Below are 23,711 nucleotides of genomic sequence, written 5' to 3' on the forward strand. Positions count from 1 at the left end.
TTTGGTGAGGTTCGGATGGCGAACGAAGAGAAGCTCCTCGAGTACCTGAAGCGGGTCACCGCCGATCTGCACCGCACCCGGGAGCGGCTGCGCGAGGTCGAGTCGCAGGAGCAGGACCCGATCGCGATCGTCGGCATGGCCTGCCGCTACCCGGGTGGGGTCAACTCACCCGAGGACCTGTGGCGGCTGGTCGCCGACGGCGTCGACGCCATCGGTGAGTTCCCCACCGACCGGGGCTGGGACACCGCCGCCCTCTACGACGCCGACCCGGACACCGCCGGCAGCAGCTACGTCCAGCAGGGTGGGTTCGTCCACGACGCCGACGAGTTCGACGCCGAGTTCTTCGGCATCTCGCCCCGCGAGGCGCTGGCGATGGACCCGCAGCAGCGGCTGGTGCTGGAGGCGAGCTGGGAGGCGTGCGAGCGGGCCGGCATCAACCCCGACACGTTGCGCGGCGGCCCGGTCGGTGTCTTCGTCGGCTGCGGTGGCCAGGACTACTGGGACCGGCTCACCGTGCTGCCCGAACCGGTCGAGGCGTACATGAGCACCGGCAGCTCCGGGGCGGTCATCTCCGGTCGGGTCGCGTACAGCCTGGGGTTGGAGGGGCCGGCCGTCACCGTCAACACCGCCTGCTCGTCGTCGCTCGTCGCGCTGCACCTCGCCGCGCACGCGCTGCGGCAACGGGAGTGCGGGCTGGCCCTGGCCGGTGGCGTCACCGTCATGTCGACGCCCGGCGCGTTCGTCGCGTTCAGCCGGCAGCGGGGGCTCGCCTCCGACGGCCGCTGCAAGCCGTTCTCCGACGACGCCGACGGCACCGGCTGGGGTGAGGGCGTCGGCATGCTGCTGCTGGAACGCCTCTCCGACGCCCAACGCAACGGCCACCGGGTGCTCGCCGTCATCCGGGGTTCTGCGATCAACCAGGACGGCGCGTCCAACGGCCTGACCGCCCCCAACGGGGTGGCGCAGCAGCGGGTCATCCTCCAGGCGCTCGCCAACGCCGGCCTCACCTCCAGCGACGTCGACCTGATCGAGGCGCACGGCACCGGCACCACCCTCGGTGACCCGATCGAGGCGGAGGCGCTGATCGCCACGTACGGGCGCGACCGGCCGGCCGACCGGCCGCTCTGGCTCGGCTCGGTCAAGTCGAACATCGGCCACGCCCAGGCCGCCGCCGCCGTCAGCGGTGTGATCAAGATGGTGATGGCGCTGCACAACGGCGTCCTGCCCAAGAGCCTGCACGTGGGGGAGCCGTCCACCCACGTCGACTGGTCCGCCGGCACCGTGCAGCTGCTGACCGAGGCGCGGCAGTGGCCCGACCACGGCCAGCCGCGCCGGGGCGGGGTGTCGTCGTTCGGGGTGAGCGGCACCAACGGGCACGTGATCCTGGAGCAGGCACCCCCGGCGGAGACCGTCGCGTCGGACGAGACCGCCGAGCCGCCGGTGGTGCTCTGGCCGCTGTCCGGCCGGTCGGCGGCGGCGCTCGCCGGGCAGGCCGATCGGCTGCGGGAGTTCCTCACCGACGAGCGTCCGGTCGACGTCGGGTTCTCGCTGGGCACCACCCGGGCCGCCGGGGCGTACCGGGGTGTGGTGCTCGGTGACGACGTGGCCGGCCTGGAGACCCTGGCCGCCGGCGGTGGCCTGTCGGGTCGGACCGTCGCCGGTCGTACGGCGGTGCTGTTCACCGGTCAGGGCGCGCAGCGGGTCGGGATGGGTCGCGAGTTGGCGGCGGCTTTCCCGGTGTTCGCTGCTGCCCTGGACGAGGTGTGTGCGGCCTTCGGGCCATTGCTCGACGGTGATCTGCGGGAGGTGATGTTCACCGACCCGGATGGTGTGTTGGATCAGACGGGGTGGACGCAGCCGGCCCTGTTCGCGGTCGAGGTCGCCCTGTTCCGTCTGGCGGAGTCGTGGGGGTTGAAGCCGGATTTCGTGGCCGGTCATTCGATCGGTGAGTTGGCTGCCGCGCATGTCGCGGGTGTCTGGTCGCTGGCGGACGCCTGCCGGGTCGTCGCGGCCCGGGGTGGTCTGATGCAGGCCCTTCCGGCCGGTGGGGCCATGTTGGCGATCGCCGCCCCGCTCGAAGAGCTGGATCTCGGTGACGTGGACGTCGCGGCGGTGAACGGTCCCCGGGCGGTGGTCGTGTCCGGCACGGAGGAGCAGATTGCGGCGTTGGAGGCGTCGCTTGAGGTGAAGACGCGTCGGTTGCGGGTGTCGCATGCGTTCCATTCGCACCTGATGGACCCGATGCTCGCGGAGTACGGGCAGGTCGTCGACGGGGTCACCGCCAGTTCGGCAACCGTTCCGTTGGTGTCGACCGCCACCGGTGATCTCGCCACCGATGCCGAACTCAGCTCGGTCGAATACTGGCAGGGTCAGGTGCGGGGCACGGTCCGGTTCGCCGACGCGGTGGCCGCGCTGGCGGCCCGTGGGGTGACCCGGTTCGTGGAGATCGGGCCGGACAGTGTGCTGACCGCGATGGTCGCCGACTGCGTCGAGGACGCCACCGCCATCGCCCTCCAACGCCGCAAGCGTGAGCAGGTCGAGGCGTACGCGGCCGGGATGGCGCAGGCCTGGATCAGCGGCGTCGACCTCGACTGGGCGGCCGTCAACCCCGGCGGCCGGACCGTCGACCTGCCCACCTACGCCTTCCAACACCAACGCTTCTGGCTGGACGCCCCGGCCGACCCCGGTGACGCCACCGCGATGGGGCTGGACTCCGCCGACCACCCGCTGCTCGGCGCGGCCGTCACCCTCGCCAACGCCGACGGGGCCGTCCTCACCGGCCGGCTCTCCCTCGACCGGCACCCGTGGCTCGCCGACCACGCGGTGGCCGGCGCGGTGGTCTTCCCCGGCACCGGCTACGTCGACCTCGCCCTGCACGCCGGCGCGCAGGTCGGTGCCGAAACCGTCGACGAACTCACCATCGAAGCCCCGCTGGTGCTGCCCGAACGCGGCGGCGTGCAGCTCCAGGTCGTCGTCGGCCCCGCCGACACCGGCCACACCCGCACCCTCCAGGTGTACGCCCGCAGCGCCGACACCGACGCCCCGTGGACCCGGCACGCCAGCGGGGTGCTCGCCGCCGGTCGGCGTACCACCGGGACCGCCCTCACCGAGTGGCCGCCCGCCGGTGCGGAAGCGGTGCCCACCGACGACCTCTACCACCACCTGGCGACGGGCGGCCTGGTCTACGGCCCGGTGTTCCGGGGCCTGCGCCGGGTCTGGCGGAGCGGCGACGAGTTCTTTGCCGAGGTCGCCCTGCCGGAGGGGGTGGACGCCGACGGGTTCGGCCTGCACCCCGCCGTGCTCGACGCCGGCCTGCACGCCCTCGGCTTCGCCGACGGTGACACCTTCCGGGGGTTGCCGTTCGCCTGGTCCGGTCTCACCCTGCACGCCACCGGCGCGGCCGGCGTCCGGGTCCGGCTCACCCCGGTCGGCTCCGGGGTACGGGTGGCGGTCGCCGACGCCGTCGGTGCCCCCGTCGCCACCGTCGACTCGCTGGTGCTGCGGCCCGTCCAGGTCACCCGCCCCGGCGGGGTCACCGACGCGCTGTTCGACCTGACCTGGCAGGAGATCGGCACCCCCACGGCCACGCCCACCCCGCACTGGGCCTACCACCCGGCTGTCCCGGCCACCGGCACCGCACCGGTCCCCGCCGACCCGGCGGGCCGGGCAGCCCCTGCCGCCGACGCCGGCGCCCAGGTGCCGGCGACGTCCACCCCCGAGCTGCTCGTGCTGACCGCCGGTGGTGCCGGGGACGTCACCGGCCCGGAGGCGGTGCACGACGAGGTGAACCGGGTGCTCGGCCTGGTGCAGGAGTGGCTGGCCGGCCCCGACACCCACCGGCTGGCGGTGCTCACCCGCCGCGCCGTCGGCGACGACGGGACCGACCCGACCGGGGCGGCCGTGTGGGGGTTGCTCCGCTCCGCGCAGGCCGAGAACCCCGACCGGCTGCTGCTGGTCGACACCGACCCGGACGCGGACGTGGCCGGCTCCCTCACCGTGGCGGTGGCGACCGGTGAACCGCAGGTACGGGTCCGCGACGGTGTCGTCTCGGTGCCCCGGCTCACCCGGCAGATCATCGAACCGTCCGTCCCGGACGCCCCGCTCTACGGCACCGGCACGGTGCTGGTCACCGGTGCGACAGGTGCGCTCGGCGCGGCGGTGGCCCGGCACCTGGTGACGACGCACGGGGTGACCCGGCTGCTGCTGGTGTCCCGTCGGGGCCCCGCCGCGCCGGGTGCCGACGACCTGGTCGCGGAGCTGACCGGGGCCGGTGCGCAGGTCGAGCTGGTCGCCGCCGACGTGGCCGACCGGGCCCAGGTCACCGCCCTGGTCGACGGTCACCCCGACCTGTCGGCGGTGGTGCACACCGCCGGGGTGCTGGACGACGGCGTGGTGTCGTCGCTGTCCGCCGCCCGACTCTCCGCGGTGCTGCGCCCCAAGGTGGATGCGGCGTGGCTGCTCGACGAGCTGACCCGGGGTCGGGACCTGTCGGCGTTCGTGCTGTTCTCCTCGCTGTCCGGGGTGCTGGGTGCGCCGGGGCAGGGCAACTACGCGGCGGCGAACGCGTTCCTGGACGCATTGGCGGTGTCCCGTCGGGTGGCCGGGTTGCCGGCGGTGTCGTTGGCGTGGGGGTTGTGGGGTGAGGGTTCGGCGATGACCGACCGGCTCGCCGACGCCGACCGGGAGCGGATGTCCCGGGGTGGGGTGCTGCCGTTGGCCACCGCCGACGGGTTGGCCCTGCTCGACGCGGGCGTCGCCAACCCGTACCCGACTGCGGTGCCGGCCCGGCTCGACCTGGCCGCCCTGCGTGCCCTCGGCGACGACCTGCCGTTGCCGTTCCACGGTCTGGTCCGCCCGGCCCGGCGCACGGCCGCCCGCGCCGCCACGGGGGGTGCCGCGACCGGCTGGGCGGCGGACCTCGCCGTGCTCTCCACCGAGGAGCGTGAGCGCGCCGCGACCGCCCTGGTCCTCAGCCAGGTGGCCACGGTGCTCGGGCACGCCTCCGCCGAGCGGATCGACGCCGGCCGCGCGTTCCAGGAGCTGGGCTTCGACTCGCTCACGGCCGTGGAACTGCGCAACGGGCTCGCCGTCAGCACCGGCCTGCGGCTGCCCGCCACCCTGATCTTCGACTACCCGTCCCCGCGTGACCTGGCCCGGCACCTGCTCAGCGAGATCGCCGGCCCGGACGACGCCGACACCGTGCAGAAGGTCACCACGACCGTCGCCGACGAACCGGTGGCGATCGTCGGGATGGCCTGCCGCTACCCCGGCGGTATCACCTCGCCGGAGGACCTGTGGCGGCTCGTCGCCGAGGGCGCCGACGCGGTCGACGGCTTCCCGACCGACCGGGGCTGGGACCTGGCCCGGCTCTACGACCCGACGAGCACCCGCCCCGACACCACGTACGTGGACAAGGGCGGGTTCCTCACCGACGCCGCCCAGTTCGACCCGGTCTTCTTCGGCATCTCCCCCCGCGAAGCGGTGATCATGGACCCGCAGCAACGGTTGCTGCTGGAGACGTCCTGGGAGGCGTTCGAGCGGGCCGGCATCGACCCGGGCACCCTGCGCGGCTCGTCCACCGGTGTGTTCGCCGGGGTGATGTACCACGACTACGTCTCCGGGCACAGCTCCGGCAGCATCGTCACCGGCCGGGTGGCGTACACGTTCGGCTTGGAGGGGCCGGCGGTGTCGGTCGACACGGCGTGTTCGTCGTCGTTGGTGGCGATGCATCTGGCGGGTCAGGCGTTGCGGTCGGGTGAGTGTGATCTGGCGTTGGCCGGTGGGGTGACGGTGATGGCGACGCCGGAGACGTTTGTGGAGTTTTCTCGGCAGCGGGGGTTGGCGCCTGATGGTCGGTGTAAGCCGTTTGCGGCGGCGGCCGACGGGACGGGTTGGTCCGAGGGTGTCGGTGTGTTGGTGCTGGAACGTCTCTCCGATGCCCGTCGGCACGGACACACGGTCCTCGGTCTCGTGCGGGGTTCGGCGGTGAATCAGGATGGTGCGTCGAATGGGTTGACCGCGCCGAATGGTCCTGCTCAGCAGCGGGTGATTCGGCAGGCTCTGGCGAATGCCCGGGTGTCGGCGGCTGAGGTGGATGTGGTGGAGGCGCATGGTACGGGCACCACCCTTGGTGATCCGATTGAGGCGCAGGCGATTCTGGCGACGTACGGTCGGGATCGGGAGCGGCCACTCTGGTTGGGTTCGGTGAAGTCGAATCTGGGTCATACGCAGGCTGCTGCCGGTGTGGCGGGTGTGATGAAGATGGTGTTGGCGATGCGGTACGGGGTGGTGCCGCGGACGTTGCATGTGGATGCGCCGAGTCCGCACGTGGACTGGTCGGCGGGTGAGGTGCGGCTCGCGACTGAGGCTGTCGAGTGGCCTGCCGAGGGTCGTCCGCGTCGGGCGGCGGTGTCGTCCTTCGGCATCAGCGGCACCAACGCCCACCTGATCCTGGAGCAGGCCCCCGCCGCCGCGCCGACGACCGTACCTGCCGCCACGACGGTGACCGCCCTGGCGGACGCTCCGGTGTCGCTCTGGCCGGTGTCCGGCCGCTCCGCCAGCGGCCTCGCCGCCCAGGCGGCCCGCCTCGCCGACTTCCTCACCGACGCCGACCTGCACCCCGCCGACGTCGCGTTGACCCTCGGCACCGGCCGGGCGGCGCTGGAACACCGGGGCGTGGCCGTCGCGGACGGTGTCGCCGGTCTCCGCGCGCTCGCCGCCGGCCACGGCGTGCACGGCCACCTCACCGCCGGACGCACCGCCGTGCTGTTCACCGGTCAGGGTGCGCAGCGGGTGGGGATGGGTCGCGAGTTGGCGGATGCCTTCCCGGTGTTCGCTGCTGCCCTGGACGAGGTGTGTGCCGCCTTCGGGCCGCTGCTCGACGGTGATCTGCGGGAGGTGATGTTCACCGACCCGGATGGTGTCCTGGATCAGACGGGGTGGACGCAGCCGGCGTTGTTCGCGGTTGAGGTGGCCCTGTTCCGTCTGGCGGAGTCGTGGGGTCTCAAGCCGGATTTCGTGGCCGGTCATTCGATCGGTGAGTTGGCTGCCGCGCATGTCGCGGGGGTGTGGTCGCTGGCGGACGCCTGTCGGGTCGTCGCGGCCCGTGGTGGTCTGATGCAGGCCCTTCCGACCGGTGGGGCCATGTTGGCGATCGCCGCGCCGCTGACCGAGTTGGATCTCGGTGAAATCGACGTCGCGGCCGTGAACGGCCCCCGTGCGGTGGTTGTCTCCGGCACGGAGGAGCAGATCACGGCGTTGGAGGCGTCGCTTGAGGTGAAGACGCGTCGGTTGCGGGTGTCGCATGCGTTCCATTCGCATCTGATGGACCCGATGCTCGCGGAGTACGGGCAGGTCGTCGACGGGGTGACTGCGAGCCCGGCGACCGTTCCGTTGGTGTCGACCGCGACCGGTGATCTCGCCTCCGACGACGAGTTGGGTTCGGTCGGGTACTGGCAGGGTCAGGTGCGGGGTACGGTCCGGTTCGCCGACGCGGTCGCCGCGCTGGCCGCCCGTGGGGTGACCCGGTTCGTGGAGATCGGGCCGGACAGTGTGCTCACCGCGATGGTCGCCGACTGCGTCGAGGACACCGCAGCGATCGCGCTCCAGCGCCGGGACCGGGACCAGGTCACCGGTTACGCCACCGGGATGGCGCAGGCGTGGACCACCGGCGTCGACCTCGACTGGTCCGCCGTCCACCCCACCGCCCGGCAGGTCGACCTGCCCACCTACGCCTTCCAACGCCAGCACTACTGGCTCTACGACCCGGCCCTGGTCGGTGCCGGCCTGCTCGCCGCCACCCACCCGCTGCTCGACGCCGCCGTGCCGCTGGCCAACACCGACGGTGTCGTCTTCACCGGCCGCTGGTCGCTGCACACCCACCCGTGGCTGGCCGACCACGCCGTCGGCGGCACCGTCGTGTTCCCCGGCACCGGCCTGGTCGAACTCGCCATCCACGCCGGTGACCAGGTCGGCGTCGGCCTGCTCGACGAGTTGACCCTGCACGCGCCGCTCGTCGTCCCCGCCGCCGGCAGCGTCGAGGTGCAGGTAGCCGTGGAGACGCCCGACCCGACCGGCCGCCGCGCCGTCCTGGTGCACTCCCGGGACCGCGACGACGCCCCGTGGACCCGGCACGCCACCGGCGTCCTCACCCCCGGGGACACCCCCGGCGTCGCGCTCACCGCGTGGCCCCCCGCCGACGCCGAACCGCTGCCGCTGGCCGGCCTCTACGACGACCTCGCCAGTGGCGGGCTCGACTACGGCCCGGTCTTCCAGGGCCTGCGCCGCGCCTGGCGGGCCGGCGACGAACTCTTCGCCGAGGTCGACCTCCCCGACGGTACGCAGACCGACGGCTACGGCCTGCACCCGGCCCTCTTCGACGCCGGCCTGCACGCCCTCACCCGCGCCGACGGCGACACCCCCCGGGGACTGCCGTTCGCCTGGTCGGGGGTGGCGCTGCACGCCACCGGCGCGACCAGCCTCCGGGTCCGGCTCACCCCCGCCGGCACCGGGGTACGGATCGCGGTCGCCGACGCGGTCGGCGCACCCGTGGCCACCGTACGGTCGCTGGTACTCCGCCCGGTGCAGGTCACCGCCGGGACCGGCGTCGCCGACGCGCTGTTCGGCCTCGACTGGCAGCCCGTCGCCGTCACCCCGACGGCCACCGCCCCCGCCTGGGCGTGGCACCCCGACACCGCCCGTGCCGGCGACGCCACCTCCGCGACCGCCGCCGGGGAAACCGGTGACGGGCACACCCCGACCGCCCTACCGGGTGGTGGCACGGCGACCGCCGACGGCGCGGCCGAGCTGGTGGTGCTGCGCGCCGGAGGCACCGACGACGTACACGCCGAGGTGAACCGGGTGCTGGGGATCGCCCAGCGCTGGCTGGCCGGGGAGGACCCCGCCCCGCTCGTCGTCCTGACCCGGCACGCCGTCGGTGACGACGTGACCGACCTGGCGGGCGCGGCGGTCTGGGGGCTGCTGCGCTCCGCGCAGGCGGAGAACCCCGACCGCATCCTCCTCGTCGACGCGGACACCGACCGGCTCGACGACATCCTCCCGGCGGCCCTGGCTGCCGGCGACCCGCAGGTGTCGATCCGCGACGGCCTCGTCCGGGTGCCCCGGATCGTCAGGCGTCCCGTGCCGGTGACGCCGTCGGACGCCCCGCTCTACGGCACCGGCACGGTGCTGGTCACCGGTGCGACAGGTGCGCTCGGTGCGGCGGTGGCCCGGCACCTGGTCACGGCACACGGGGTGTCCCGGTTGTTGCTGCTGTCGCGCAGCGGTACGGCGGCGGCCGGCGCCGACGACCTCGTCGCCGAACTGACCGGTTCCGGTGCCCGGGTCGACCTGGTCGCCTGCGACGTGGCCGACCGTGACCAGCTGACCGCCGCCCTGGCCGACGTGCCGGACCTGTCGGCGGTGGTGCACACCGCCGGGGTGCTCGACGACGGCGTGGTGTCGTCGTTGACCCCGGACCGGGTCTCGGCGGTGCTGCGGCCCAAGGTGGACGCCGCGACGCTGCTCGACGAGCTGACCCGGGGTCGGGACCTGTCGGCGTTCGTGCTGTTCTCCTCGCTGTCCGGGGTGCTGGGTGCGCCGGGGCAGGGCAACTACGCGGCGGCGAACGCCCACCTCGACGCGCTCGCGGTCACCCGGCGGGCCGCCGGGCTGCCAGGGGTGTCGTTGGCCTGGGGACTGTGGGGTGAAGGCTCCACGATGACCGAAGGACTCGCCGACACCGACCGCGAGCGGATGTCCCGGGGTGGGGTGCTGCCGTTGTCCACCGCCGACGGGTTGGCCCTGCTCGACGCCGCGGTAGCCGGCGGGTCGGCCACCCTCGTCCCGGCCCGGCTCGACGTGCCGACGCTGCGTACCCTCGGCGACCGGTTGCCCCCGGTGCTGCGCGCCCTGACCGGGCCGACCCGGCGCACGGCCACCGCCGCCAGCACCGTCGACCGGTCGGGCGGCGACTGGTTGACCGGCCTGCCGGAGCAGGAGCGCGCCGGTGCCGTCCGGCACCTGGTGCACACCCACGTCGCCGCCGTGCTCGGTCTCGCCGGGCCGGACGCGGTCGAGGCGGACCGCACCTTCCAGAGCCTCGGCTTCGACTCGCTCACCGCCGTCGAGCTGCGCAACGCGCTCTCCACCGCGGCGGGCCTGCGGCTCCCGGCCACCCTGATCTTCGACTACCCGACGCCCGTCGCCCTCGCCGAGTTCCTGCACGGTGAGCTGATCGGCGCACTCGACGTACCGCAGGCCCGGCAGACCGCCACCACCGCGATCGGTGACGACCCGGTGGCGATCGTCGGGATGGCCTGCCGCTACCCCGGCGGGGTGTCCTCGCCGGAGGACCTGTGGCGGCTCGTCGCGGACGGCGTCGACGCCATCGACGGCTTCCCGACCGACCGGGGTTGGGACCTGGCCCGGCTCTACGACCCGACCGGCGTCCGCCCCGACACCAGCTACGCCGACCAGGGTGGGTTCCTGCCCGGTGCGGCCGGCTTCGACCCGGCCTTCTTCGGCATCTCACCCCGCGAGGCCGTGCTGATGGACCCGCAGCAGCGGCAACTGCTGGAGGTCTCCTGGGAGGCGTTCGAGCGGGCCGGTATCGACCCCTCCTCGGTACGCGGCTCCGCCACCGGCGTCTTCGCCGGCCTGATGTACCACGACTACGTGACCGGGCACAGCGCCGGCAGCGTCGTCTCCGGGCGGATCGCCTACACCCTCGGCCTCGAAGGCCCCGCCGTCACCGTGGACACGGCGTGTTCGTCGTCGTTGGTGGCGATGCATCTGGCGGGTCAGGCGTTGCGGTCGGGTGAGTGTGATCTGGCGTTGGCCGGTGGGGTGACGGTGATGGCGACGCCGGAGACGTTTGTGGAGTTTTCGCGGCAGCGGGGGTTGGCGCCTGATGGTCGGTGTAAGCCGTTTGCGGCGGCGGCCGACGGGACGGGTTGGTCCGAGGGTGTCGGTGTGTTGGTGCTGGAACGTCTCTCCGATGCCCGTCGGCACGGACACACGGTCCTCGGTCTCGTGCGGGGTTCGGCGGTGAATCAGGATGGTGCGTCGAATGGGTTGACCGCGCCGAATGGTCCTGCTCAGCAGCGGGTGATTCGGCAGGCTCTGGCGAATGCCCGGGTGTCGGCGGCTGAGGTGGATGTGGTGGAGGCGCATGGTACGGGCACCACCCTTGGTGATCCGATTGAGGCGCAGGCGATTCTGGCGACGTACGGTCGGGATCGGGAGCGGCCGTTGTGGTTGGGTTCGGTGAAGTCGAATCTGGGTCATACGCAGGCTGCTGCTGGTGTGGCGGGTGTGATGAAGATGGTGTTGGCGATGCGGTACGGGGTGGTGCCGCGGACGTTGCATGTGGATGCGCCGAGTCCGCACGTGGACTGGTCGGCGGGTGAGGTGCGGCTCGCTACTGAGGCTGTCGAGTGGCCTGCCGAGGGTCGTCCGCGTCGGGCGGCGGTGTCGTCGTTCGGCATCAGCGGCACCAACGCCCACGTCATCGTCGAGGAGTACCCGCAGCCCGTCGCGGCACCCGAGTCGACGCCGGCACCGGCCGTGGTGCTCTGGCCGCTGGGCAGCCGCTCCACCGCCGGCCTCACCGCCCAGGCGGCCCGCCTGCGCGAATTCCTCACCGACGAACGACCTGTCGACATCGGACACTCCCTGGCGGCCGGCCGGGCCGCCCTGGACCACCGGGGTGTCGTCCTCGGCAGTTCCGCCGACGACCTCGCCACCGGCCTGGAGGCCCTGACCACCGGGGCCGGCCTGTCCGGCCGGATCACCACCGGTCGCACCGCCGTGCTGTTCACCGGTCAGGGTGCGCAGCGGGTCGGCATGGGTCGCGAGTTGGCGGCGGCTTTCCCGGTGTTCGCTGCTGCCCTGGACGAGGTGTGTGCGGCCTTCGGGCCATTGCTCGACGGTGATCTGCGGGAGGTGATGTTCACCGACCCGGATGGTGTCCTGGACCAGACCGGCTGGACGCAGCCGGCCCTGTTCGCGGTTGAGGTGGCTCTGTTCCGTCTGGCGGAGTCGTGGGGTCTCAAGCCGGATTTCGTGGCCGGTCATTCGATCGGTGAGTTGGCTGCCGCGCACGTGGCCGGTGTGTGGTCGCTGGCGGATGCGTGTCGGGTCGTCGCGGCCCGTGGTGGTCTGATGCAGGCCCTTCCGACCGGTGGGGCGATGCTGGCGATCGCCGCCCCGTTGGCGGAGTTGGACCTCGGTGACATCGACGTCGCGGCGGTGAACGGCCCCCGGGCGGTGGTTGTCTCCGGCACGGAGAAGCAGATTGCGGCGTTGGAGGCGTCGCTTGAGGTGAAGACGCGTCGGTTGCGGGTGTCGCATGCGTTCCATTCGCACCTGATGGACCCGATGCTCGCGGAGTACGGGCAGGTCGTCGACGCGGTCACCGCCAGTCCGGCGACCGTTCCGTTGGTGTCGACCGCGACCGGTGATCTCGCCTCCGACGACGAGTTGGGTTCGGTCGGGTACTGGCAGGGTCAGGTGCGGGGGACCGTGCGGTTCGCCGACGCGGTCGCCGCGCTCGCCGCCCGGGGTGTCACCCGGTTCGTGGAGATCGGGCCGGACAGTGTGCTCACCGCGATGGTGGCCGACAGCGTCGACGACGCGGTGACCATCGCGTTGCAGCGCCGCGACCGGGACCAGGTCACCGGTTACGCCACCGGGATGGCGCAGGCGTGGACCACCGGCGTCGACCTCGACTGGGCGGCCGTCAACCCGGGCGGCCGGACCGTCGACCTGCCCACCTACGCCTTCCAGCACCAGCACTACTGGATGCAGGACACCGGGGCGGAGCGGGACGTCACCGCCGCCGGGCTGCTCGACGCCGAGCACCCGCTGCTGTCGGCCGTCACCACCCTGCCCGACACCGACGGGCTGATCGCCACCGGACTGCTGTCCCGGCGTACCCAGCCGTGGCTGGCCGAGCACATGTTGGGCGACACGATCGTGCTGCCCGGCACCGGGCTGGTCGAACTCGCCCTCCGGGCCGGGGACCAGGTCGGCTGCGGCCGGCTTGCCGAACTCACCCTCCAGGCCCCGCTGGTCGTCCCCGACGACGACGGCGTGCAGGTGCAGGTGGCCGTCGGCGGGCCCGGCGACGACGGCGGCCGGCAGGTCACCGTCTACTCCCGGCACCGGGACGCACCGTGGACCCGGCACGCCACCGGCCTGCTCACCCCGGCACCCGCCGACCCACCGGCCGCCCCGGCGACCGCCTGGCCGCCGGCCGCCGCCACCCCCGTCGACGTCGACGGGCTCTACGAGCGGATGGCCGACGCCGGACTGGTCTACGGCCCGGTCTTCCAGGGCCTGCGGGCCGCCTGGCGGCACGGTGACGAGGTGTACGCCGAGATCGCGCTCCCCGCCGACGTGCTCGACGCCGACCGGTTCCACCTGCACCCGGCCCTGTTCGACGCGGCGCTGCACGCCATCGGGCTGAGCCGGGGCGAGGGGCGGCCCGGCGTCCCGTTCTCCTGGAGCGGGATCACCGTCCACGCCACCGGTGCCGCCGCGCTGCGGGTCACCGTCACCCCGGCGGGCCCCGACGAGGTCGCCCTCACCCTCACCGACGAGACCGGCGCACCCGTCGCCCGGGTCGACTCGCTGGTGCTGCGGGAGATCGACGCGGGTCAGCTCGCCGCCGCCCGCACCGGCCGGCAGGAACACCTCTACCGGATCGACTGGACCCCGGTGCCACTGCCCACCACCCCGGCCGACGGCCGCTGGGCACTGGTCGGCGTCGACGAGTTCAAGGTGGCCGCCGCGCTCGACACCGTCGGCCTGCTCGCCGAGACCCACCCCGACCTGACCGCCCTCACCGCCACCCTCGACGCGGGCGGGACCGCACCGGACGTGGTGCTGGTCGCCAGCGTGCAACCCGACTCCCGGGACCTCGCGGCCGGTGCCCGGCACACCACCGGTCAACTGCTCACCCTGCTCCAGGGTTGGCTCGCCGACGAACGGCTGGCGTCGTCCCGGCTGCTGGTGCTCACCCACGGCGCGCAGGGTGACCGGGTCACCGAGCCTGCCGCCGCGGCGGCCTGGGGTCTGGTCCGGTCCGCCCAGTCGGAGAACCCGGGTCGGATCGTCCTGGTCGACCTCGACGACCACGACGGGTCCGCCCAGCTCCTCCCGGCGGCGCTGGCCGGTGGCGAACCGCAGCTGGTGGTCCGCGAGGGCGTCGCGCACGCCGCCCGGCTGGTGCCCGCCGCCGGGCCCGACGGCACCCCCGGCAGCGCCTTCACCGACGGTGGCACCGTGCTGCTCACCGGTGCCGGCGGCACCCTCGGCCGGCTCGTCGCCCGACACCTGGTCGACGCGTACGGGGTGCGGCACCTGCTGCTGGCCAGCCGGCGCGGCCCCGACGCCGACGGGATGGCCGCGCTGCGCGACGACCTCACCGCCCGCGGGGCGGAGGTCACCGTGGCCGCCTGCGACCTGGCCGACCGGGACGCGGTCGCCAGGCTGCTCGCCGCAGTGCCCGCCGGGCACCCGCTGACCGGGGTGGTGCACGCCGCCGGGGTGCTCGACGACGGGATCATCCCGGCGCTGACCCGGGACCGCCTCGACGCGGTGCTGCGCCCCAAGGTCGACGCGGCCACCCACCTGCACGAGCTGACCCGGGACGCGGGGCTCACCGCGTTCGTGCTGTTCTCCTCGGCGGCCGGCGTGCTCGGTGGCCCGGGGCAGGGCAACTACGCGGCGGCGAACGCCTTCCTCGACGCGCTGGCGAGCGCCCGCCGGGCCGCCGGGCTGCCCGCCCAGTCCCTGGCCTGGGGGCCGTGGGCCGGCGGCGGGATGGCCGACGACCTCGGCGGCACCGACCGGGCCCGGATGTCGCGCGGCGGGGTGCAACCGGTGTCCGCCGCAGAGGGACTGGCGCTGCTCGACGCGGCGCTGGCCCGTACCGAGGCGGTGCTCGTCCCGGTCAAGGCCGACCTGCGCACCCCGGCGGGGGACGAGGTGCCGCCGATCCTGCGTGCCCTGGTCACCCCGGCCCGGCGTAGCACCCCGGGGACGACCCGACCCGACCCGGCGGCGCTGCGGCGTACCCTCGGCGGGCTGGACGCCGACGGCCAGCAGGCGCTGCTGGCGGACCTGGTGCGCTCGCGCGCCGCGACCGTGCTCGGGCACGGCCGCCCCGACGACCTCGACCCGGCGCTGCGCTTCGTCGAGCTGGGTTTCGACTCGCTCACCGCGATGGAGCTGCGCAACGCCCTCAACGAGGCGACCGGGCTGCGGCTGGCCACCGGGGTGGTCTTCGACCACGGCAGCGTCGACGAACTCGCCGCGCTGCTGCGCACCGAACTGGCCGCGCCACCGGCCGAGGAACGGGCCGGTACGCCCGACGCCGCCGCCGACACGATGAGCGCGCTGTTCCGCACCGCCGTCAAGAGCGGCCGGGTGCAGCAGGGCCTGTCCCTGCTGTACGCGGTGGCCGACATCCGGCCCACCTTCGACGGGCCGGCCGACCTGCCGCAGGTCCCCGCCCCGCGCCGGCTCGCCCGGGGCGACCAGGGGCCGGCGATCATCTGCTTCCCGTCGCCGATGGCGCTCGGCGGCGACCAGCAGTACGCCCGGTTCACCGCCGAGTTCGGTGGCACCCGGGACGTGTGGACCCTGCCGGTGCCCGGTTTCGGCCGGGACGAGAGCCTGCCCGCCTCCGCCGACGCGGCGGTACGGGTCTTCGCCGAGATGGTCCGCCCGATCGCCGAGCAGGGGCCGTACGTCATCGTCGGATACTCCTCCGGCGGCCTGTTCGCCCACGCCACCGCCGGTGAGCTGGAGCGGCAGGGGCACGGCCCGGCCGGGGTGGTGCTGCTGGACACCTACCTCACCACCGGCAGCACCACGGCGACGTTCTTCACCCACATGCTCGACTCGCTGCTGGACCGGGAGGCCACCTTCGGCGAGTTCAGCAGCGCCCGGCTGTCGGCGATGGGCCGCTACGTCCGGCTGCTGCAGAGCTGCCCGGTGGAGGCGATCGACACGCCGGTGCTCTTCGTCCGGCCGCAGGAGTCCATCGTGGCCGGCGGCGACGACGACGGGTGGCGGGCCACCTGGGAAACCCCGCACACGCTCCGGGAGGTGCCCGGCGACCACTTCACCATGATGGAGGGTCAGGTCGGCACGACCGCCGAGGTGGTACGGGACTGGATCGCGCAGTGACGCGCGCCGTGACGACAGCGGGAGTGGACGACATGACACTGGCACCGACCACCAAGGGCACCGTCGAGTTCGGCGAGCACCGGACCTGGTACCGGGTGACCGGCGAGCTGCACGGCGACCGGCCACCGCTGGTGGTGCTGCACGGCGGCCCCGGCAGCACCCACGACTACCTGCTCAACCTGGCCGAGCTGAGCCGCTCCGGCCGGCCGGTGGTGCACTACGACCAGCTCGGCAACGGCGGCTCCACCCACCTGCGGGGCCGGGGCGCCGACTTCTGGACCGTGGAGCTGTTCCTCGCCGAACTGGACAACCTGCTGCGCCGGCTCGGCATCGCCGAGGAGTACGTGCTGTTCGGGCAGTCCTGGGGCGGGGTGCTGGCGGCGGCCCACGCCGCCGACCGGCCCGCCGGGCTGCGCGGCGTGGTGATCGCCAACGCGCCCGCGTCGTACCCGCTGTGGCTGCCGGAACTGGACGTGCTGCGGGCCGCGCTGCCGCCCGGCGTGGACGCGACGCTGCGCCGGCACGAGGCCGCCGGCACCACCGGCAGCCAGGCGTACACGGCCGCGATGATGGTCTTCTACCAGCGGCACGTGTGCCGGCGTAAGCCGCTGCCGCCGGAGCTGATGGCCACCTTCATGGAGATCAACGGCGATCCGACCGTCTACCACGCGATGAACGGGCCCAGCGAGTTCCACATCACCGGTACGCTGCGCGACTACTCCCTGCTCGACCGGCTGCCGCAGATCGACACCCCGACCCTGGTCATCAGCGGCGAGTACGACGAGGTCACCCCGGCCGCGGTGCGCCCCTTCCACGACCTTGTCCCCGGCGCCCACTGGGAGATCATCGAGGGGGCCAGCCACCTGCCCCACCTGGAGACCCCGGAGCGGTTCACCGAGGTCCTCACCCAGTTCCTCGACAAGCTCTGAACCGGCCCGGGACGACCGGCGGCGCATGCTCGACGACGCCCGGCCGACCCGGGCCGACCCGGGCCGCCGGTCCGGTCGGGCGGGCGTCCGGCTCAGGTGGGCCGGGCGTCGTACGTCGCGCGGTGGGCGTGCACCTCGTCCAGATGCGTTTCGGCCCAGCTCTTGAGGGCACGCATCGTCTCGTGCAGGGAGAAGCCGAGGTCGGTCAGCTCGTAGGTGACCGTGACCGGCACGGTCGCCGTCGCGGTACGGCTGACCAGGCCGTCGCGTTCCAGGGTGCGCAGCGTCTGGGTGAGCATCTTCTGGCTGACCCCGGCGAGCAGGCGGGACAGCTCCGAGTACCGCATCGGTCGGGGGGTGCCGGCGCAGTCCGCGCCGAACCGGTGCGACCCGTCGGTGCGCAGCGCGGCCAGCACCAGCGCGACCCACTTGTCGGAGATCCGGGCGAGCAGCTCCCGGCTGGGACACTGCGCCACGAACGCGTCGTACGCCACCGCCGTCTCCGCCCGGCGCTCGGCCGCCGTCCTCGTGGTCATCGCCGGTCCTCCCGCAGTCGGTGTGCTACGCACTTTCAGGTGCCTACTTCCCCCCAGAAAGCTACCTCACCGATAGTGGTCGGGTACCACTCCGTTGACCACGAAAGGCCGAGGTAACCACATGCTCACCCGATCTCTGCCCGGCGGCACCTGGACGCTGGGCGACCTGACCGTCACCCGGTTCGGCTACGGCGCCATGCAACTCGCCGGCCCCGGAGTGATGGGACCGCCCGCCGACCCGGACGCCGCACTGGCCGTCCTGCGGGAGGTCGTCGCCCTCGGCATCACGCACATCGACACCAGCGACGCCTACGGGCCGCACGTGACCAACCGGCTGATCCGCGAGGCCCTGCACGCGTACCCCGAAGGGCTGCACCTGGTGACCAAGGTCGGCGCGACCCGGGACGCGCAGGGCGGCTGGCCTGCCGCGCGGGAGCCGGAGCAGCTTCGCCGGGCCGTCGAGGAGAACCTGGAGAACCTCGGCGTCGAGGCCCTGGACCTGGTCAACCTCCGGCTCGGTGACGCCACGGGGCCCCGGGCCGGTTCCCTCGCCGAGCCGCTCGAGGCGCTCGTCGCACTCCAGCACAAGGGCCTGATCCGGCACCTGGGGGTGAGCAACGTGACACCCGAGCAGGTCACCGAGGCACAGTCGATCGCCCCGATCGTGTGCGTGCAGAACCTCTACAACCTGGCGTACCGGCAGGACGACGCGCTGATCGACCGGCTCGCCGGGCAGGGGGTGGCCTACGTGCCGTACTTCCCGCTGGGTGGGTTCAGCCCGTTGCAGTCCGCGGCGCTGTCGGCCGTGGCCGCCCGCCGGGACGCGACGCCGATGGCCGTCGCCCTGGCCTGGCTGTTGCAGCGCTCACCCAACATCCTGCTCATCCCCGGCACCTCGTCGGTGGCGCACCTGCGGGAGAACGTCGCCGGGGCGGGGCTGACGCTCACCGCCGACGACCTCGCCGCACTGGACGCGATCGGACGCTGACCGGAGGACCACGAAAAGTGCCCGTGACCAGATGCGGTCACGGGCACTGTCCGGAACGGGTGCCGCTCACACGGGAGCGGGCACGCCACGCATGTCGGTCAGCACACTCCACAGCGTCTGCGGGGTGGCGAACGTCTCCATCGACATCGCCTCGTCGACGAAGCGCACGTCGTACTCGCTCTCCAGGGTGGCCAGCAGTTCGACCATGGCGAGGGAGTCCAGGCCGGAGTCGCGCAGGCTGGTGCCGGCCAGCAGCGTCTCCTCGGGGTCGAGGAAGGGCAGGTGCTGGCGCAGGATGGCCTCGAACCGTTGATCCCACATGTCCGCGATTCCTTCCGGTGCAGGGTGAGAAGACGCTAACAACGCCCCACGGGGGCTGACGACCCGACAATTCCCCAGCCGCCGGCCGGCCCGGGTAAGGGGTCGTTAGGGGGGTCGATGCGGGTGGGGGCCGGCAGGGCCGCCGATACGCTCCGGCCATGAGTCGAGAGAACTTCGCGCGCACGCACGCCTCCGTGGAGACGCTGCACGAGTTCCTGTTGGCGGGCGCCCGGCTGACGCCCGACAAGCCGGCCGTCATCCAGGCCGTCGGCGGCGAGGTCGGCTCCATCTCGTACCGTCAGCTCGCCCAGCGGGTCGACGGCTACGCCGCCGCCCTCGACGAACTCGGCCTCGACATCGGCGACCGGGTGATCCTGGAGTCGGACACCACCCCGACCGCCATCGCCGTCTTCCTCGCCTGCTCCTCGCTGGGCCTGACGTTCATCCCGGTCAGCCCGGAGACCCCCGCCCAGCGGCTCGCGCTGATCGCCGAGAGCACCGCCGCCGCGCTGCACCTGCAACCCGTCGACGGCCGCCGCGACGGCGTACCCACGTCGCTGGGCACCGCCCGGTTCGGCCCGGACGGCATCCAGGTCGAGCGGACGCCCGCGCCGCGCACCCGGCACCGCCGGGAACTGGTGCCCACCGACCCGGCCTACATGATCTTCACGTCGGGCACCACCGGACGACCCAAGGGCGTGGTGATGAGCCACCGGGGCGTCCTCGCCTTCTTCCGGGGGATGCTGCGGCACGGCATCGTCTCCGCCGAGGACCGGGTCGCCACCACCTCGCCGTTGCAGTTCGACTTCTCGCTGCTCGACATCGGCCTGGCGCTGGGCAGCGGCGCGGCCGTGGTGCCGGTGCCCCGGTCGCTGCTGCGCTGGCCGCGCCGCTTCGTGCAGTTCCTCGCCGACAGCGGCGCAACCCAGGTCAACGGCGTGCCGTCGATCTGGCGGGGGGTGCTGCGGCACGAGTTCGCCGGGCTGGCCGCGCTCGGTGAGCAGATCCGCGGGGTGCTCTACTCCGGCGAGAACTTCCCCCTGCCCGAGATGCGGGAGCTGCAACGCGCCCTGCCGCACGCCCGGGTGGTCAACTGCTTCGGCAGCAGCGAGTCCATCGCCGCGTCCTTCACCGACGTGCCCAATCCGCTGCCCGACGACATCGACCGGATCTCCATCGGCCACGCCCACCCGGGCGCGGAGATGCTGCTGATCGACGAGGACGGCCGGCCGGTCGACTCCCCGGGTGTCATCGGCCAGATCCACCTGCGCAGCGCCGCCCTGTTCCACGGCTACTGGAATGACCCGGAGGCCACCGCCGCCGCGCTGGTGCCCGACCCGCTCAACCCGGCCACCGGGCAGGTGGTCTTCCGTACCGGCGACCTGGCCTACCGGGGCGAGGGTGGCGAACTCTACTTCACCGGCCGGGCCGACTCCCTGGTCAAGGTGCGCGGCAACCGGGTCGAGCTGGGCGAGGTGGAGCGCCGGGTCCGGGAGTTCCCGGGCATCACCGGGGCCGCCGCGCTGATGCTGCCGCAGGAGGGCAAGGACCCGGTGCTGGCCGCGTTCGTGGTGCTCGACGAGGGCGTCACCGGCGTGGAGGAGATGGAGCTGGGCGCGTTCTGCCTGGAGGCGCTGCCCGACTACATGGTGCCGCAGCAGGTCCGGGTCATCGACGAGCTGCCGGTCAACGCCAACGGCAAGATCGACCGGCGGGCCCTCGCCGAGCGAGCCGGACAGCCCGCCCAGCGCTGACCCGCACCCCGACGGCCCCTGGCCGGTCCCTTCAGGAGGGGGACCGGCCAGGGGTTTCCCACGCCGGTTCCCTGCGCCGCCGTCCGCCGTCCGCCCGCCGTCCGCCCGTCCGCCGTCCGCCGTCCGCCGTCCGCCCGTCCGCCGTCCGCCCGTCCGCCGTCCGCCGTCCGCCCGTCCGCCGTCCGCCGTCCGCCGTCCGCTCGCCGTCCTGCCGCCTGCCGCTCGCCGCCTGCCGCCTGCCGCTCGCCGCCCGCGGGTCGGTGTGCGCGCAGTTTCGTGGTTGTAGTGGCATCCGAACGCTCGGATGCCACTACAACCACGAAACTGTGTCGATCATGGAGATCCCCGGCCCGGAGTGGTCCGGGCCGGGGAAGGGTGGGTGAAGGCAGAGAGAGCGGGGGAGGCAGGGAGCGCGGGGAGGCAGGGGGAGCGGGGGAGGCAGGGAGCGCGGGGAAGCAGGGAGAGCGGGGGAGGTGGGTGCGGATCAGTGTTCGGCGGCCTCGCGGGCCAGCCGGGCCCGGTCCACCTTGCGGTTGGAGTTCAACGGGAACTCCGGCACGTGCCGGTACGAACGCGGCAGCATCCCCTTGGGCAGGATCTGCCGCAGCTGCCGGGACAGCTCGGCCGGGGTGGTCCGCTCCCCGGTGTAGAAGACCACCAGCTCGGTGCCGCCGGCCCCGGAACGGGCCACGGTCACCGCGTCCTCGATGCCGGGGCAGCCCCGCAGGGCGTGCTCGATCTCGGCCAGCTCCACCCGCCAGCCGTGCACCTGCACCTGCGAGTCGAGCCGCCCCAGATAGATCAGCTCCTTGTTGTCCAGCCGCCGGACCCGGTCCCCGGTGCGGTACCAGCGCCGCCCGTCACGGACCAGGAACCGGCCCTCGTCGTCGGCCGGATCGAGGTAACCGGGGGTGAGCTGCGGGCCGGTGATGCAGAGTTCCCCCTCCACCTCACTGGCCGCGCCGTCGGCGTCGAGCAGCACCCCGTCGTGCCCGTCGTGCAGCGTCCCGATCGGGACCAGACCGTTGACGCACAACCCCGGCGAGGTCTCCGGCGACCAGCGGTGCCCGGTGATCGTCACGGTCAGTTCGGTCGGGCCGTAGATGTTCTCCAGCGTCGACCCGGGGGCCGCCGACTGCCAGTCCACCGCGTCGGCGGCGTGCAGCGCCTCCCCGGCGAAGAAGCTCCACCGCAACGACGGCATCGCCGCCGCATCGAGGCGACCGGTCCGCCGCACCAGGGTGATCGCGCTCGGGGTGGAGAACCACACGGTCAGGCCCCGCTCGGCCACGAACGCCGGCACGTCCCGGTAGGCCGCCGGCGGCACCGGGTGCACGCTCGCCCCCGCGCCCCAGGCGCAGAACAGGTCGAACATCGCGCAGTCGAAGTTCAGGTCGAACGACTGGGAGAACCGGTCGTCCGGCCCGAAGTCGTACCGGTCGTCCAGCACGGAGAAGTAGTGCCGCAGGTTGCCGTGGGTGATCGGCACCCCCTTGGGTCGCCCCGTCGAGCCGGAGGTGAACAGCACGTAGGCCACGTCGTCCGGGCGGGCGGGGCGGGGCGCGGCCAGTGGCGTCGCCCCGACCACCGGCAGCCGCAGCCCGGTGCCGCTGCCGCGCGGGTCCACCACCGGCGCGAACACCGGCACCCCGGCGACCGCGTCACCCATCTCCGCCCGGACCGCCAGCCCGGCGTCGTCGAGCAGCAGGACGGAGACCCCGCACGCGGTGAGCATCCCCGCCGTCCGGGCCGCCGGGAACTCCGGGTGCAGCGGCACGGCGGTCGCGCCGAGGTACAGGGTGGCGAGCAGCCCGGCGTACGACTCCAGGGTCTTGCCGGCAAGGATGCCGACCACCCGGGGCGGCCCGTCCGGGCCGGCGGCCAACGCCCCGGCCCAGCGCAGCGCGGTGGTGTGCAGCTCCTCGTAGCTGACCGGACCGGTCGGCAGGTGCAGGGCGGTGGCCCGGGGTGCGGCGGCCAGCCCCTGGAGGAACCGGCCGTGCAGGGCGTAGTCGGTGTGCTGGGTCATCTCGTCCTCCGTGCTCTGCCGACCGGTCAGGCGGCCACGGTGCGGCGGATCGGCCGCATCGCCCGCCGGGGGTCCACGATGGTGGTCCGGAAGTTGCGGACGGTCGCGCCGACCCGGCCCCAGAGCCGGTCCGGCCCGCAGACGTGCACCGTCTGCACCCCGGACTGCTGGAACGTGGCGACCACCTCCGGCCAGCGCACCGGGGTGACGATCCCGTCGAGCAGCATGGTCCGTACGCCGTCGGCGGTGGTGCGTACCGTGCCGTCCTGGTCGGCGACGACCGGGATCTGCGGGTCGGTGAAGTGCAGCGACCCGAACAGCTCCGCCTCCACCCGGTCGCGCAGCGGTTGGAACGCGGCGGCGTGCAGCGGCGGGTCCATCACGTACAGCGGCAGCCCGCCGCCGGCCCGCAGCCGCTGCGCCAACCAGTCGGTGCGCCCCTCGTGCAGGGTCACCATCCAGAAGTCGGTGTCGACGTAGCAGGAGATCTCGTACCACTCGCCGGCCTCGTCCAGCTCGGCGAGGATCTCCCGCAGCCGCTCGCCCGGGGTACGGACGAACGACATCGTCACCACGCCCCGCTGCTCGGCGGTGAAGTACTCCGTCTCGATCCGGGACAGCCGCGCCGTCATCCGGACCGCCTCGGCGAAGTCCAGCGCGCCGCTGAACACGGCGGCGGCCTTACCCCCGAAGCTGGGCCCGGCGATCAGGTCCGGCCGCAGGTCCATGGTCCGCTCCGCCCAGCGGGCCAGCGCCACGCAGTTGACCAGGAAGGCCACCTGGGCGTACTCGGAGTAGTCGCTGTCGCTGTCGCGGTAGCGGGCGAACAGGTCGTAGTCCAGGGCGTCGCTGGCTGCGGCGAGCAACTCGCGGGCGTCCCGGTCGATGAGCATGAACTTCGCGACGTCGGCGAAGTCGCACGGGCCCATCCCGGGAAAGACGATGGCGCTGGTCATC

At 73.5% G+C, this 23,711-nt stretch carries 8 protein-coding genes; 4 read left to right on the plus strand and 4 right to left on the minus strand.

Features of this window, described 5'->3' with window-relative positions; genetic code table 11:
* Positions 1-15: 15 nt before the first annotated feature.
* Both JQN83_RS22490 and JQN83_RS22495 read left to right on the plus strand, forming a co-directional pair.
* Positions 16-16,197, plus strand: coding sequence for a type I polyketide synthase (locus tag JQN83_RS22490; protein ID WP_208569128.1), 16,182 nt, complete (start codon positions 16-18; stop codon positions 16,195-16,197).
* A gap of 23 nt (positions 16,198-16,220) precedes the next feature.
* Positions 16,221-17,126 (plus strand): proline iminopeptidase-family hydrolase, encoded by a 906-nt coding sequence (locus JQN83_RS22495; RefSeq protein WP_208569129.1) that lies wholly within the window; start codon positions 16,221-16,223, stop codon positions 17,124-17,126.
* A gap of 92 nt (positions 17,127-17,218) precedes the next feature.
* On the opposite strand, the gene JQN83_RS22500 is transcribed toward JQN83_RS22495, so the two are convergent.
* Positions 17,219-17,662, minus strand: coding sequence for a winged helix-turn-helix transcriptional regulator (locus tag JQN83_RS22500; RefSeq protein ID WP_208569130.1), 444 nt, complete (start codon positions 17,660-17,662; stop codon positions 17,219-17,221).
* 121 nt (positions 17,663-17,783) lie between these two features.
* Here JQN83_RS22500 and JQN83_RS22505 point away from each other — a divergent pair, with 121 nt between their 5' ends.
* Positions 17,784-18,650 (plus strand): aldo/keto reductase family oxidoreductase, encoded by an 867-nt coding sequence (locus JQN83_RS22505; RefSeq protein ID WP_279632830.1) that lies wholly within the window; start codon positions 17,784-17,786, stop codon positions 18,648-18,650.
* Positions 18,651-18,716: 66 nt separating this feature from the next.
* Here the strand turns inward: JQN83_RS22505 and JQN83_RS22510 are convergent, their stop codons facing one another.
* Positions 18,717-18,971 (minus strand): phosphopantetheine-binding protein, encoded by a 255-nt coding sequence (locus JQN83_RS22510; RefSeq protein ID WP_088642125.1) that lies wholly within the window; start codon positions 18,969-18,971, stop codon positions 18,717-18,719.
* A gap of 158 nt (positions 18,972-19,129) precedes the next feature.
* On the opposite strand from JQN83_RS22510, the gene JQN83_RS22515 reads away from it, so the two are divergent.
* A complete protein-coding gene (locus tag JQN83_RS22515) occupies positions 19,130-20,725 on the plus strand; it encodes a D-alanine--poly(phosphoribitol) ligase (RefSeq protein ID WP_208569131.1) in 1,596 nt (531 codons plus the stop codon).
* Between the two features lie 484 nt (positions 20,726-21,209).
* On the opposite strand, the gene JQN83_RS22520 is transcribed toward JQN83_RS22515, so the two are convergent.
* Positions 21,210-22,754, minus strand: a complete 1,545-nt coding sequence (locus JQN83_RS22520) for an AMP-binding protein (RefSeq protein ID WP_208569132.1) — start codon at positions 22,752-22,754, stop codon at positions 21,210-21,212.
* Positions 22,755-22,780: 26 nt separating this feature from the next.
* Positions 22,781-23,710, minus strand: a complete 930-nt coding sequence (locus tag JQN83_RS22525) for an ACP S-malonyltransferase (protein ID WP_208569133.1) — start codon at positions 23,708-23,710, stop codon at positions 22,781-22,783.
* Between the last annotated feature and the right edge of the window lies 1 nt (position 23,711).

Origin of the sequence: Micromonospora antibiotica (assembly GCF_017599305.1) — a bacterium.
GTDB lineage: Bacteria > Actinomycetota > Actinomycetes > Mycobacteriales > Micromonosporaceae > Micromonospora > Micromonospora antibiotica.

Bases quoted from the DNA above. Each gene is read 5' to 3' on its own strand.
- JQN83_RS22520 (WP_208569132.1), bottom strand. From the start codon at position 22,754: ATGACCCAGCACACCGACTACGCCCTGCACGGCCGGTTCCTCCAGGGG.
- JQN83_RS22500 (WP_208569130.1), bottom strand. From the start codon at position 17,662: ATGACCACGAGGACGGCGGCCGAGCGCCGGGCGGAGACGGCGGTGGCG.
- JQN83_RS22505 (WP_279632830.1), top strand. From the start codon at position 17,784: ATGCTCACCCGATCTCTGCCCGGCGGCACCTGGACGCTGGGCGACCTG.
- JQN83_RS22515 (WP_208569131.1), top strand. From the start codon at position 19,130: ATGAGTCGAGAGAACTTCGCGCGCACGCACGCCTCCGTGGAGACGCTG.
- JQN83_RS22525 (WP_208569133.1), bottom strand. From the start codon at position 23,710: ATGACCAGCGCCATCGTCTTTCCCGGGATGGGCCCGTGCGACTTCGCC.
- JQN83_RS22490 (WP_208569128.1), top strand. From the start codon at position 16: ATGGCGAACGAAGAGAAGCTCCTCGAGTACCTGAAGCGGGTCACCGCC.
- JQN83_RS22510 (WP_088642125.1), bottom strand. From the start codon at position 18,971: ATGTGGGATCAACGGTTCGAGGCCATCCTGCGCCAGCACCTGCCCTTC.